Source organism: Promicromonospora sukumoe 327MFSha3.1, assembly GCF_000385135.1.
In the GTDB taxonomy this organism is placed as follows: domain Bacteria; phylum Actinomycetota; class Actinomycetes; order Actinomycetales; family Cellulomonadaceae; genus Promicromonospora; species Promicromonospora sukumoe_B.
Window position 1 is genome coordinate 72038 of record NZ_ARQM01000004.1, and the last position, 13072, is coordinate 85109.

The 13072-nt window shown below is 71.2% G+C and carries 12 protein-coding genes; 10 read left to right on the forward strand and 2 right to left on the reverse strand.

Going from position 1 to position 13072, the window contains the following annotated elements:
- Positions 1-51: 51 nt before the first annotated feature.
- Together H291_RS0102480 and sdhC are read right to left on the reverse strand one after the other, a co-directional pair.
- Positions 52-516 (reverse strand): succinate dehydrogenase hydrophobic membrane anchor subunit, encoded by a 465-nt coding sequence (locus H291_RS0102480; protein WP_020013397.1) that lies wholly within the window; start codon positions 514-516, stop codon positions 52-54.
- Positions 516-899, reverse strand: coding sequence for a succinate dehydrogenase, cytochrome b556 subunit (gene sdhC, locus H291_RS0102485; protein WP_084467637.1), 384 nt, complete (start codon positions 897-899; stop codon positions 516-518). Before sdhC ends, H291_RS0102480 begins: the two co-directional genes overlap by 1 nt.
- Positions 900-1169: 270 nt before the next feature.
- On the opposite strand from sdhC, the gene H291_RS0102490 reads away from it, so the two are divergent.
- From H291_RS0102490 to H291_RS0102535, 10 genes are all read left to right on the forward strand, one after another.
- Positions 1170-2303: a mannose-1-phosphate guanylyltransferase gene (locus tag H291_RS0102490; protein WP_026365316.1), complete on the forward strand. Its 1134-nt coding sequence runs from the start codon at positions 1170-1172 to the stop codon at positions 2301-2303.
- Positions 2304-2463: 160 nt separating this feature from the next.
- Positions 2464-3693 carry an amidohydrolase gene (locus tag H291_RS0102495; RefSeq protein ID WP_020013400.1) on the forward strand — a complete coding sequence of 410 codons (1230 nt, stop codon included), beginning with the start codon at positions 2464-2466 and terminating at the stop codon, positions 3691-3693.
- Between the two features lie 147 nt (positions 3694-3840).
- Positions 3841-4602: a hypothetical protein gene (locus H291_RS0102500; protein ID WP_020013401.1), complete on the forward strand. Its 762-nt coding sequence runs from the start codon at positions 3841-3843 to the stop codon at positions 4600-4602.
- A 238-nt stretch (positions 4603-4840) separates the two neighbouring features.
- Complete coding sequence (locus H291_RS0102505; protein WP_020013402.1) at positions 4841-5923, forward strand: BMP family lipoprotein; 1083 nt, start codon at positions 4841-4843, stop codon at positions 5921-5923.
- 135 nt (positions 5924-6058) lie between these two features.
- The gene (locus tag H291_RS0102510) at positions 6059-7582 is read left to right on the forward strand and encodes an ABC transporter ATP-binding protein (protein WP_020013403.1); all 1524 of its coding nucleotides are present in this window, start codon (positions 6059-6061) and stop codon (positions 7580-7582) included.
- Complete coding sequence (locus H291_RS0102515; protein WP_020013404.1) at positions 7579-8931, forward strand: ABC transporter permease; 1353 nt, start codon at positions 7579-7581, stop codon at positions 8929-8931. The genes H291_RS0102510 and H291_RS0102515 overlap by 4 nt, the downstream gene beginning before the upstream one ends.
- A complete protein-coding gene (locus H291_RS0102520) occupies positions 8928-10223 on the forward strand; it encodes an ABC transporter permease (RefSeq protein WP_020013405.1) in 1296 nt (431 codons plus the stop codon). Before H291_RS0102515 ends, H291_RS0102520 begins: the two co-directional genes overlap by 4 nt.
- 2 nt (positions 10224-10225) lie before the next feature.
- Positions 10226-10678 carry a cytidine deaminase gene (locus H291_RS0102525; RefSeq protein WP_051109359.1) on the forward strand — a complete coding sequence of 151 codons (453 nt, stop codon included), beginning with the start codon at positions 10226-10228 and terminating at the stop codon, positions 10676-10678.
- A complete protein-coding gene (locus tag H291_RS28325) occupies positions 10675-12054 on the forward strand; it encodes a thymidine phosphorylase (protein ID WP_020013407.1) in 1380 nt (459 codons plus the stop codon). The genes H291_RS0102525 and H291_RS28325 overlap by 4 nt, the downstream gene beginning before the upstream one ends.
- Positions 12055-12189: 135 nt before the next feature.
- A complete protein-coding gene (locus H291_RS0102535; protein WP_157236674.1) occupies positions 12190-13068 on the forward strand; it encodes a hypothetical protein in 879 nt (292 codons plus the stop codon).
- Positions 13069-13072 lie beyond the last annotated feature (4 nt).

The window sequence follows — 13072 nt, forward strand, 5'->3', positions numbered from 1 at the left end:
AGGTTCGGAGTGTGGGGCTGGGGGTGGTGCCGGTGCTGCGGCGCGCGCTGCTCAGGCCGTGCAGAAGGAGGCGAGCAGCTCTGCGGGAGCGTCCGGCGGGCACGCGTCGAACGTGAAGATGACCAGGGTGCCCAGCACGACCACGACGGTGAACGCGAGGAAGAGCAGGCCCTTGAGGATGCCGCGGGTGACGTCCTTCGTGGCGTAGTCGTTGATGATGGTGCGCACCCCGTTGGTGCCGTGGATCATGGCGAGCCACAGCATCAGCAGGTCCCAGACCTGCCACATCGGGTTGGACCACTTGCCGCCCACGAAGGCGAAGTCGATGGCGTGCACGCCCTCGCCGACCATCAGGTTCACGAAGAGGTGGCCGAAGATGAGGACCAGGAGCACCACGCCCGAGGCCCGCATGAAGACCCAGGAGTACAGCTCGTAGTTGCCGCGCGTCGTCTTGCGGCGTGCGTACGGCGAGCGCGGGGAGTCGACCTTCGCCACCGCGGCGGTTCCGTGTGCCATCAGTGACCCCCGGTGAAGACGTTGATGAGGTGCCGCGGCAGGAAGCCCGCCATCGTCACGACGAACAGACCGACGACGACCCACAGCATGACCTTCTGGTACTTCGGGCCCTTGGCCCAGAAGTCCACCAGCAGGATGCGGATGCCGTTGAAGGCGTGGAAGACGATCGCTGCCACGAGCCCGGCCTCGCCGAGCCCCATGATCGGGGTCTGGTACGTGCCGATCGCTGCGTTGTACGCCTCGGGGGACACGCGCACCAGGGCTGTGTCGAGCACGTGCACGAGCAAGAAGAAGAAGATCAGCACGCCGGTCACGCGGTGCGCGACCCACGACCACATGCCTTCACGGCCGCGGTACAACGTGCCTGCTGGTGCGGTGGGCACTTCGGTAGCCTCCTATGGCTGTCCGGCTGGGGGGTGGCTGGTCCCCACTGTAATGACAACTGCTCGCCTCGATCGCCGCCCGGCAGCCCTCGCGGGCATCAAGACACGGCATTTGTGACTGATCCCACAGGGGAGATGTCGTGGCTTCGGGCACCCGTCAGGTTGCTCGTGCGTTGCTGCCCGGACCTGCCCCTGAGTTCAGCCAGGGTTCGCCCGGATTCTGGCGAGTTTTGGCTGCGGGAACACGGTCCGGCTGACATCCTGCGGGGCATGACTTCGGCCGCCGCCCCATCGTCCCCGATCGACGACTTCTTCGCAGTGGTACCAGCCGGCGGGTCCGGCACGCGGCTGTGGCCGCTCTCGCGGGGCGGGGAGCCCAAGTTCCTGCACGACCTCGTCGGATCGGGCGAGTCCCTGCTCCAGGCCACCGAGCGCCGGCTGCGCCCGCTCGCGGGGCCGGACGGTGTCGTGCTGGTCACCGGCGAGCAGCACGTGGACGCCTGCCGCGCCCAGCTCCCGGGCCTGTCCGACGACGCGGTGCTCGCCGAGCCGTCGCCGCGCGAGTCCATGGCGGCCATCGGGCTGGCGGCCGCCGTCCTGGAGAAGCGGCACGGCGACGTGGTGGTCGGGTCGTTCGCGGCGGACCACGTGATCCACGGGAAGCGCGCGTTCGAGCTGGCGGTCCGCGAGGCCGTGTCCGCCGCCCGCGCCGGCTACGTGACGACCGTGGGCATCGCCGCCTCGCGGCCGTCGACCGCGTTCGGGTACGTGCGCTCGGGTGAGCCGCTCGGCGTCGACGGCGCCCCGCACACGCTGCACGTGCGCGGGTTCACGGAGAAGCCGGACGCCGCCACCGCGCGCGCCTATCTCGCCTCGGGCGAGTACCGCTGGAACGCGGGCATGTTCGTCTCGCGCACGTCCGTGCTGCTGGGGCACCTCGCCGAGCAGCGGCCCGCGCTGCACGACGGCCTGCGCACCGTGGCCGACGCGTGGGACACCCCGCGCCGTGCCGCGGTGCTCGCGGAGGTCTGGCCGGGCCTGGAGAAGATCGCGATCGACCACGCGGTGGCCGAGCCGGTCGCCGAGGCGGGCGGCGTCGCCGTCGTCCCGGGCACCTTCGGGTGGGACGACGTCGGCGACTACAACTCGCTCGCCGTGCTCCTGCCGTCCGACGACGACCGCGGCGCCAAGGTGCTCGGCGACCCGGGCGACGTGCTGCGCATCGAGAGCGCCGGCTCCGTGGTGGTCCCGGCGTCGGGCCGGCTCGTGACGGTGCTGGGGCTGGACGACGTCGTCGTCGTGGACACGCCCGACGCGCTGCTGGTGACCACGCGCGCCCGGGCGCAGCAGGTCAAGGAGGTGGTGGCCGCGGTACGCGAACGGGGCAGGGAAGATCTCCTCTGAACCAAGATCTTTCCCCGATGTCTCATAGTTGTCCGTATCGTGGGACGGATGCCGCGCTGTCGTGTCTCGCGAGGCGGACAGCGCTACCGTGAGAGGCGTGAACCCGACCCAGCAGCCCGTCAGTCTTGCCGATTTCGATCAGATCGTTTCGCACGATCAGATGCCGGTCGGGGACGTGCCCGGGGGGAACGCGACGGACGTCGTCGCGGCGCTGGCGGCCCGCGTGAGCGAGCTCGCGGACGGGTTCGACGCCGAGCTGGTCGCGTTCCGCCGGGACGTGCACCGGCACCCGGAGCTCTCCCGTCAGGAGATCCGCACCACCGCGCTGCTGGTCGACCGCCTGCGCGCCGCCGGGCTGGACCCGCGGCCGCTGCCGACGGGCACCGGCCTGGTCTGCGACATCGGCCCCGACCACGGGCCCGACGGCGAGGGCCGCGTGGGCCTGCGCGCCGACCTCGACGCCCTGCCGCTGCACGAGACGAGCGGCGTGGAGTTCGCCTCGACCCGCCCCGGGGTCGCGCACGCCTGCGGGCACGACGTGCACACCACCGCGGTGCTCGGCGCCGGCCTGGTGCTGGCCCGCCTGCAGGAGGAGGGGCGGCTGCGCCGCGGCGTCCGGCTCTTCTTCCAGCCCGCCGAGGAGGTCTTCCCCGGCGGCGCGGAGGACATCATCAACAAGACGTCCGAGCTCGACGGCGTGGACCGCATGGCCGCGCTGCACTGCGACCCGAAGTTCGACGTCGGCCACGTGGGCACCCGCATCGGCCCCATCACCTCCGCGAGCGACTCGGTCATGGTGACCATCTCGTCGCCCGGCGGGCACACCTCGCGCCCGCACCTCACCGGCGACGTCGTCTTCGCGCTCGGCCAGGTCATCACGCAGACGCCCGCCGTCCTGGGCCGGCGCCTGGACCCGCGCTCGGGCGTGAACCTCACCTGGGGCGCGGTGCAGGCCGGCTCCACGCCGAACGCGATCCCGTCCAGCGGCATCCTCAAGGGCACGCTGCGCTGCCTCGACGTGCGCGCGTGGGAGAAGGCCGGCGAGCTGGTGCGCGAGGCCGTCGAGCAGGTCGTGGCCCCGTACCAGGTGGACATCTCGGTGACCGTGACGCACGGTGTGCCGCCCGTCGAGAACGAGGCCGAGGCGACCGGGGACCTGGAGGCCGCGATCCGCGACGCCGTCGGCCCCGACGCCGTGCAGCTCACCGAGCAGTCCATGGGCGGCGAGGACTTCGCCTGGTACCTGCGCAAGGTTCCGGGCACCATGGCGCGGCTCGGCGTGCGCACCCCCGGCGGCCGCACCTACGACCTGCACCAGGGCGACCTGGTCGTGGACGAGCGGGCGATCGGCGTGGGCGTACGGACACTCGCGCAGTTCGCTGCCTCCTGAGGCAAAGGCTTTCATTGCCGAGTGGGTGTCGGGAGTTTATTGTCGCGCGGAAGGAGGCTCGATCCGTGAGTCTCACCTGTTGCGGGGGGTAGGTCGCACATGCGCATGCAAGAAACCTTGGGACGAGCAACCACGTGGATGCGAGGCGTGGTCGCTTCGCTGCTGGCAGTCTTCCTCGTCGTGACGGTCGTCCCGGCGGCAGCCCAGGGAGATCCGCTGAGCGCTGATGAGGCCCGAGCTGAGGCGGCCGCGGCCGCGGTTGTCGTGCAGTCCATCGAAAGCACGCGAGAGTTCTGGAGTGCTGCGGAAGTCTCGCCTCAGGTCCAGCGACGGCTCGAGGCTGGACTGCGTGAGGGTGAGCTTCCCGAGAGCATGCTGAGCGGTTCCGTGCCCGTCGAGACGGTGTCGACCCGGCAGGACGGAAACCAGGTCGACACCGCGCTCTTCTCTGATGGGTCTGTGACCCGGACCCTGGTCCAGGAGGAGTCCGGGGCGTTCGATCCTTCTGCTCTGGGCATGTCCGAGGAGGAGTTCTCGGCGATGGCCAGTTACAACGGCTCGATCAAGAGCTGCAAGGTCTTCAGCGGTACGGGGTTTGCCCGACGTGAGGACTGCGCGGTGTCGGGATCGAACGGTGCCGGGATCAAGCTCGGTTTCATCGCCGACTACACGCTCGTCCAGGGCGCGTACAACGACAAGATCACTGCGCGACACACGGCCTATCAGCAGTGCAACGGAGCGGTCTGCGATGCCCCGGCCTGGAACCGGTGGGTCAAGGAGGAGAGCGCGAGCCGGAGCGCGATGGTCTCCATGACTACCCGGTGGGAGGTTGTCGGGGTTTCCAGTGGAACTGCTGAGCTTCGCTTGATCGTCGGCAAGAACGTCGCGTCCGCAAGGCTCTCGGTCTGACCGAGCGAGGAAACCTCGAGGATGTCCCGGCGATGGCTGAGTCGCGCTGGGGCATCCTCGTCCTCGTCTCGCTGCCTTGTCACTCCTGGCTAGGTTGCTGTCGATGACGCTTCGGTAACGACTTACTCCGGTTACCGTCTCGAAACGCGAAATGCCAGATGCGCTGGCTACCCTCGGTGCGGTATAGGGCCTCAGATCCGTCTGGGACATCGCCCTCTGGATCATCGAAGGAGCACCAGTGAAGAAGGCTGTCTGGCTCACCGCCATTGCGGGAGCAACGGCGCTCGCGCTCTCGGCGTGCGGCGCTGCCCCGGAGGAGTCCACCGGTGGCGAGAGCAACGCCGCCAGTGACTTCAAGCCCTGCATCGTGTCGGACCAGGGCGGGTTCGACGACAAGAGCTTCAACCAGCTCAGCTTCGAGGGCGCGACCGCCGCGGCCAAGGAGCTTGGCACCGACCTCGTCGACGTGCAGTCCGCGTCGGAGAGCGAGTACAAGGGCAACGTCGAGTCTCTCGTCGGCGAGGGTTGCAACGCGATCGTGACGGTGGGGTACGCGCTGTCGGCGACGACCATCGAGTCGGCGACCGCGAACCCCGACATCGACTACATCATCATCGACGACGCCGCCGACGCGGACGGCGACGGCAAGGCCGACGCCGACAACATCAAGCCGCTCCTGTACGACACCGCGCAGGCTGCGTTCCTCGCGGGCTACCTCTCCGCGGGCTACTCCGAGGCCGGCAAGGTGGGTACGTACGGTGGCCAGGAGTTTCCGACCGTCACGATCTTCATGGACGGTTTCAAGCAGGGCATCGACTACTACAACGAGACCAACGATGCTGACGTGGAACTGATCGGATGGGACGGCAAGAAGGGCTCGTTCACGGGCAGCTTCGCGGCCGACCCGGCGGCGAAGACCACCGCTCAGAACATCCTTGATCAGGGTGTCGACGTCCTGTTCCCGGTTGGTGGGCCCATCTACCAGGGCGCGATGGACGCGATCGCGGACTCGGGTGACGACGTGGCGATCATCGGCGCGGACGCCGACTTCTACGAGACCGACGCCACTACGCAGGACCTGGTCCTCACCTCGGTGCTGAAGAAGATGGACGTCTCCACCGAGGAGGCCGTCGTCGCCTCGGGCAACGGCGAGTTCGACCCGACCCCGTACGTGGGTACCCTCGAGAACGGCGGCGTGGACATCGCCCCGCTGCACAACTTCGAGGACAAGGTGGACCCGGCCCTCTGGGAAGAGGTCCAGGCCCTCAAGGAGTCGATCATCGCCGGTGACGTGCCGGTGGAGTCCTACCTCGCCAAGTGACGTCGGCTCGACCGGTCGGCCCACGGCGGACCGGTCGACGGCCAGAACTTGACGCAAGATGGTCCCGGGGGGCACGGCACGCGCCGTGCGCCCCGGGACCTGTCATGAGCAGGACCCCTTTCGGGAAGGATTCCTATGCGGCTCGAGCTGCGCGGCATCACCAAGCGCTTCGGCGCGCTCGTCGCGAACGACCACATCGACCTGGTCGTCCAGCCAGGCGAGATCCACTCGCTCCTGGGCGAGAACGGGGCTGGCAAGTCCACCCTGATGAACGTGCTGTACGGCCTGTACGAGGCGGACGAGGGCGAGATCCTCCTGGACGACGTGGTCCAGGAGTTCGCAGGCCCCGGTGACGCCATGGCCGCCGGCATCGGCATGGTGCACCAGCACTTCATGCTGGTGCCCGTCTTCACCGTGGCGGAGAACGTCATGCTCGGCCACGAGCAGACCCGTGGCGGCGGACGCCTCGACCTGGAGGCGGCCCGCGCCCAGGTGAAGGAGATCTCCGCGCGGTTCGGCTTCCACGTGGACCCCGACGCGCTGGTCGAGGACCTGCCCGTGGGTGTCCAGCAGCGCGTCGAGATCATCAAGGCGCTCTCGCGGAACGCCGACGTGCTGGTCTTCGACGAGCCGACGGCGGTGCTCACCCCGCAGGAGACCGACGAGCTGATGGCGATCATGCGCCAGCTGCGCGACGAGGGCTCCGCGATCGTGTTCATCACCCACAAGCTGCGCGAGGTCCGCGCCGTGGCCGACCGCATCACCGTGATCCGGCACGGCAAGGTGGTCGGCGAGGCCGACCCCACGGCGTCCGACTCGGAGCTCGCCTCCCTGATGGTGGGCCGCGCCGTCGAGCTGACCGTGCAGAAGGACGAGCCCACGCTGCGGGACAACGCGCTGAAGGTCACCGACCTGGTGGTGACCAGCGAGTCCGGCACCGTGGTGGTCGACGACGTCAGCTTCGAGGTGCGCGGCGGCGAGGTGCTCGTGGTCGCCGGCGTCCAGGGCAACGGCCAGACCGAGCTCACCGAGGCCCTGATCGGCCTGCAGGGCGACGTCTCCGGCAGCATCACGCTGGACGGCAAGGAGCTGGTGGGCCGCTCGGTGCGCCGGATCCTCGACCAGGGCGTGGGCTTCGTGCCCGAGGACCGCACGCTCGACGGGCTGATCGGCGAGTTCACCATCGCCGAGAACCTCATGCTCGACCGCACCGACGGCCCGCCGTTCGTGAAGGCGGGCGCGCTGCAGCTGGCGCACCGTGACCGGTTCGCCGACGAGAAGGTCGCGGAGTTCGACGTCCGCACGCAGTCCATCACCACGCCGGTGGGCCGCCTGTCGGGCGGCAACCAGCAGAAGGTGGTGCTCGCCCGTGAGCTGTCGCGCGACCTGCGCCTGTTCGTCGCGGCGCAGCCGACGCGTGGCGTGGACGTGGGCTCCATCGAGTTCATCCACAAGCGGATCGTCGAGACCCGGGATGCCGGCATCCCGGTCGTGGTGGTCTCCACCGAGCTGGACGAGGCGGTGGCCCTGGCCGACCGCATCATGGTGATGTACCGCGGCAAGGTCGTGGGCATCGTGCCCGCGGACACCCCGCGTGACGTGCTGGGCCTGATGATGGCGGGGATCTCGCCGCAGGACGCGAAGGGAGAGGTCGCGTGAGCGCGCCCGAGTCGAGCCCGGGGTCGAACCCCGAGCAGGAGCCGGGCCTCGACCCCGGCACCGCCGAGGAGCTGGAGCAGGAGCGGGCCCGCGAGCTGGGCAGCCCGGCCGGCGAGGACATGCCGGACACGGAGAGCCGCCTGGCCAAGGCGCTGCAGCAGACCATGACGAGCCCGTGGACCGTGTCCGTGGGCGCCGTCCTGCTCGCCGTCCTGGCGGGATCCATCATGATCGTCTTCACCGACGAGGAGGTGAAGGCGTCTGCGGTCTACTTCTTCGCGCGGCCCGCCGACACGTTCGTCGCGATCGGCCAGGCGGTCGGCGGAGCCTATTCCGCGCTGTTCCGCGGCTCCGTGGTGAACCTGCAGGCGCCGGACTTCGTCACCGCGATCCGGCCGCTCACGGAGACCCTCAGCTACGCGACCCCGCTCATCGCGGCGGGCCTCGGCGTGGCGCTGGCGTTCCGGGCCGGCCTGTTCAACATCGGTGGCCAGGGGCAGATGCTCGTGGCCGCCGCCGCGGCCGGCTGGGTCGGCTTCGGCGTCAGTGGGGTGCCGTTCCCGCTGCACCTGCTGCTGGCCCTCGTGGCCGGCATCGCGGCGGGCGCGGTGTGGGCCGGGATCGCGGGCGTGCTCAAGGCCCGCACCGGGGCGCACGAGGTGATCGTCACGATCATGCTCAACTACGTCGCCTACTACCTGATCTCGTACTTCCTGGCGACGCCGGGGCTGCTGCAGGCTCCCGGCTCGTCCAACCCCAAGACGCCGCCGACGCCCGAGTCGGCGCAGCTCCCGGCGCTGCTGGGCGACCGGTTCAACCTGACCTGGGGCTTCGTCCTGGCGCTGCTGGCCGTCGTCGGCGTGTGGTGGCTGCTCAACCGCTCCTCCACCGGCTTCGCGTTCCGCGCCGTCGGCGAGAACCCGCGCGCCGCGCGCGTGGCGGGCATCGACACCGGGCGCGCCACCATCAACGTGATGCTCGTGGCCGGTGGCCTGGTCGGCCTGGCCGGCGCCTCGCAGGTGCTGGGCAGCGTCACCACCGGCTTCAGCTCCGACATCGACGCCGGTATCGGGTTCGACGCCATCACCGTCGCCCTGCTCGGCGGCTCCAACCCGTGGGGCGTGCTCGCGGCCGGCATCCTGTTCGGCGCGTTCAAGGCGGGCGGCACCACGATGCAGGCCGCCGAGGGCGTCCCGAGCGACATCGTGCTCGTGGTGCAGTCGCTCATCGTGCTGTTCATCGCCGCGCCGCCGCTGGTGCGCGCGATCTTCCGGCTGCCGGACCCGAACCGGCGCCGGGCACCGAAGAAGCCCAAGGCGGCCCGGAACCAGAAGGAGGCAGCCGCGTGAGCGCCGACCCCACCACCCAGCTCGACGCGCCGCTGTCGGAGACCACGCGCACCGTCACGGTCGTGTCGTGGAAGACGGCGGGCGTGCTCCTCGCCGTGACCCTGCTGTACGCGCTGCTGCTCGTCGCGGTGCCGCACGCGGGTGACACCCGGTTCCTGCTGTCGCAGCGTGCCGACTTCTTCCAGATCCCCGTGATCGTGCTGCCCGCGACGGCGTTCGCCTGGGTGTGCGGCGCGGTCATGCTCGCCGTGACGGCCGCGGCCTTCGTGCTCACCGCGCGGGGGCGCCGCACGTCGCTCTGGCTCGTCGTGCTCTTCTCCCTGGCCGGCCTGCTCGGCTTCCTGGCCTGGGCCGGCGCGGGCAGCCCCCGCGACCTGTCGATCGTCGGCCTGCTCGGTGGCGCCGTCCTGTGGTCCGTGCCGTTCGTCTACGGCGCCCTGGGCGGCGTGATCGGCGAGCGCGCGGGCGTGGTGAACATCGCGATCGAGGCGCAGCTGCTCGGCGCGGCCTTCACCGCGGCGATCGTCTCCTCGATCACCAACAGCGCGGTGGCCGGCCTGGTCGCGGCCGTGGCCGCGGGCGCCCTGGTGGCGCTCGTGCTCGGCGTGTTCGCGATCACGTACCACGTGAACCAGGTGATCGTCGGTGTCGTGCTCAACGTGCTCGTCGTCGGGCTGACGAGCTTCCTGTACTCGCAGGTGCTCGTGCCCGACGCGGAGGCGCTGAACTCGACCACGCGGTTCCAGTCGATCCCGATCCCGGTGCTGTCGGACATCCCGGTGCTCGGCCCGGTCCTGTTCGACCAGCCGCTGCTCATCTACCTGATGTTCATCGCCGTGCCGACCGTCTGGTACACCCTCAACCGCACCCGCTGGGGCCTGCGCCTGCGGGCCGTGGGCGAGCACCCGAAGGCGGCCGACACCGTCGGCATCGACGTGGTCCGCACCCGGTACAACGCGGTGCTCGTCGCCGGTGCCGTCGCGGGCCTGGGCGGCGCGTTCTACACCACCGTCCAGCTCAGCCAGTTCGGCGAGAACATGACCGGCGGCGCGGGCTACATCGCCCTCGCGGCCGTCATCTTCGGCAAGTGGGACCCGGTGCGCGCGGCGTTCGCGGGCCTCCTGTTCGGCTTCGCGTCGAACCTGCAGAACGTGCTCTCCGTCGTCGGCTCCCCGGTGCCGAGCCAGTTCATGCTGATGATCCCGTACGTGGTCACCCTGCTCGCCGTGGCCGGCCTGGTGGGACGCTCGCGCCCGCCGGCCGCGTCGGGCGAGCCGTACATCAAGGGGTGAGGATGGTGGACGTGAACTCCGTCGATCCCGCGCGCCCCGAGACCGAGACCGCCGTGGACTGGGACGGCCTGCGGGCCGCGGCCCGCGAGGCGGTCGAGCACGCCTACGCGCCGTACTCCGACTTCAAGGTGGGCGCGGCGGCCTTCGCCGCCGACGGCCGCCTGCTCACGGGCGCCAACATCGAGAACGCCGCGTACGGGGTCACCCTGTGCGCCGAGTGCTCGCTGGTCAGCGCCCTGATCATGTCGGGCGGCGGCCGGCTGGCGGCGTTCACCTGCGTGAACTCGCTCGGCGAGACGATCATGCCGTGCGGCCGGTGCCGCCAGCTCCTGTGGGAGCACGGCGGCGCCGAGCTGCTGGTGGACACCCCGCTGGGCATCCAGCCGATGACGGAAGTACTGCCCCAGGCCTTCGGGCCGGGCGACCTGGACCATGTGCGGGAGGCAGCACGATGACCGAACCCTTCGACGCGGTAGACCTGATCCGGGTCAAGCGCGACAGCGAGTCCCTCACCGACGAGCAGGTCGACTGGCTGGTGGACGCCTACACCCGTGGCGTCGTGGCCGACGAGCAGATGTCCGCGATGACCATGGCGATCCTGCTCAACGGGATGACCCGTCAGGAGATCTCCCGGTGGACCGCCGCGATGATCCGGACCGGAGAGCGCATGTCGTTCTCCGGTCTCTCGCGGCCGACGGCGGACAAGCACTCCACCGGCGGCGTGGGCGACAAGATCACGCTGCCGCTCGCGCCGCTGGTCGCGGTGTTCGACGTCGCCGTGCCGCAGCTCTCGGGGCGCGGCCTGGGCCACACGGGCGGCACGCTCGACAAGCTGGAGGCCATCCCGGGCTGGCGGGCCGCGCTGAGCAACGCCGAGATGATGGCGCAGCTCGAGGACGTGGGCGCCGTCATCTGCGCGGCAGGCTCCGGGCTGGCCCCGGCCGATCGCAAGCTGTACGCGCTGCGCGACGTCACGGGCACCGTCGAGGCGATCCCGCTCATCGCGAGCTCGATCATGTCCAAGAAGATCGCGGAGGGCACCGGCGCGCTGGTGCTCGACGTCAAGGTCGGCTCGGGCGCCTTCATGAAGACCCTGGACGACGCGCGCGAGCTCGCCCGCACCATGGTCGACCTCGGGACGGACGCCGGGGTGCGCACCGTCGCCCTCGTCACGGACATGTCCGTGCCCCTGGGCCGCACCGCGGGCAACGCCCTGGAGGTGCGCGAGTCGCTGGAGGTGCTGGCCGGAGGGGGCCCCGCCGACGTCGTCGACCTGACCGTCGCGCTCGCCGTGGAGATGCTCGCCGCGGCGGACCGGCCCCGGTCGGAGGACGACGTGCGGGCCGCGCTGGCCGACGGCCGCGCCATGGACAGGTGGCGGGCCATGATCGCCGCGCAGGGCGGCGACGTCGACGCGCCGCTGCCGGTCGCCAAGGAGACCGAGACGGTCGTGGCCACCGAGTCCGGCGTGCTCACCTCGCTCGACGCGTACGCCGTGGGCGTCGCCGTCCGGCGGCTGGGCGCGGGCCGGGCCCGCAAGGAGGACGCGGTCCAGGCGGCGGCCGGCATCGAGATCCACGTGAAGCCGGGCGAGCAGGTCACCGCCGGGCAGCCGCTCATGACGCTGCACACCGACACCCCGGAGCGGTTCGCGCGGGCCCGCGCGGCCCTCGACGGCGGCTGGTCGGTGGACCCCGCGGGCGACGGCGTGCTGGGCGGGGCCCTCTCGGGTGCCGCCGGCGCGCTGGCGAGCATGGACCTCGGCGCGGGAGCCCTCGTCGGAGCCGCCCTGGCGGCCGAGGGATCGGTGGTGCTGGACCGCATCGTCTGAGGTGGGAGGTAGTTTTCACCCACCGGAAGCGGGCTGGCACCGTTCTTCAGCGTGGCGGACCGGCGAGTCGCGTGACGTCGGCTTAGCCTGACGAACGTGCAGTCGACAATGCGCCTTTCGTCCCTGCTCGGTGCGATGCGTGCATTCGCCGGGCCCGTTCCTGACGTGCCGCCGCCGGGCCGCTTCGAGCGCCCGGTGATCCCGCACGACGTCGAGCGCCGGCTGGAGTCGGCGACGTCGCGCGCCGCGCGGTCCGTGCTGGACCCGCTGGCGCGCGAGCGCGGCACCGGCACGGTCGGCTTCCCGCGGCGGCTGAACCTGCCCTCGCTCGACGGCACTGCCGCCGCGGCGGTGCAGGTGGACGAGACCACGTGCGGGTCGGCCGTGCTGGCGATGCTCGGGCTGGCCGGGGACCCCCGGGCGGCGCTGCGGATCGCGGGGGACGACCCGGCCGCGCGGTTCGCGCGGCTCCAGCACGCGATCCAGGCGGCCACGAACCGGCACGGGCTGGTCGTGGCGGGCTGGCCGCGCAGCTACGGCACGCCCCCGTGGGGCGCCGCGCGGTTCGCGAGCTACGGCGGGGTGCGCTACACCCACCGCGTCGGCGGCTCACGGGCCCTGCTGGAGGCGGCGGTCGCCGCCGCCCGCGCGGGGATCCCGGTGCCGCTGTACACCGGCGGCGACGTCGCGGGCGGCTGGGAGACCGCCGTCCCGCGCCACGTGGTGCTGCTCACCCTGGCCGACGGCGAGGGCGACGAGGGCAACGCCGTCCTCTACGAGCCGTCCGGCGCGGGCCTGCACACCGTGCCGGTCTCCGCGCTGCTCGACCCGCCGCCCTTCCCGGCCACGGACGGCGAGGTGCAGCAGACCTCGGTCGACCGCACCGCCGCGCGCGTGCGCAAGGCGCTGACCGCCGGGCTCGGCGGCTGGCCGCACGTCGCCTGGGTGGTGCTGCCCGAGCGCGTGGGGCGGTGGCAGACCGGCGACACCGGGGCGACGATGGAAGCCCACTGACGGG

Excerpts from the sequence above, each read along its gene's own strand:
- H291_RS0102480 (WP_020013397.1), bottom strand. The coding sequence starts at position 516 with ATGGCACACGGAACCGCCGCGGTGGCGAAGGTCGACTCCCCGCGCTCG.
- H291_RS0102490 (WP_026365316.1), top strand. The coding sequence starts at position 1,170 with ATGACTTCGGCCGCCGCCCCATCGTCCCCGATCGACGACTTCTTCGCA.
- H291_RS0102495 (WP_020013400.1), top strand. The coding sequence starts at position 2,464 with ATGCCGGTCGGGGACGTGCCCGGGGGGAACGCGACGGACGTCGTCGCG.
- H291_RS0102510 (WP_020013403.1), top strand. The coding sequence starts at position 6,059 with ATGCGGCTCGAGCTGCGCGGCATCACCAAGCGCTTCGGCGCGCTCGTC.
- H291_RS0102525 (WP_051109359.1), top strand. The coding sequence starts at position 10,226 with ATGGTGGACGTGAACTCCGTCGATCCCGCGCGCCCCGAGACCGAGACC.
- H291_RS28325 (WP_020013407.1), top strand. The coding sequence starts at position 10,675 with ATGACCGAACCCTTCGACGCGGTAGACCTGATCCGGGTCAAGCGCGAC.
- H291_RS0102535 (WP_157236674.1), top strand. The coding sequence starts at position 12,190 with ATGCGTGCATTCGCCGGGCCCGTTCCTGACGTGCCGCCGCCGGGCCGC.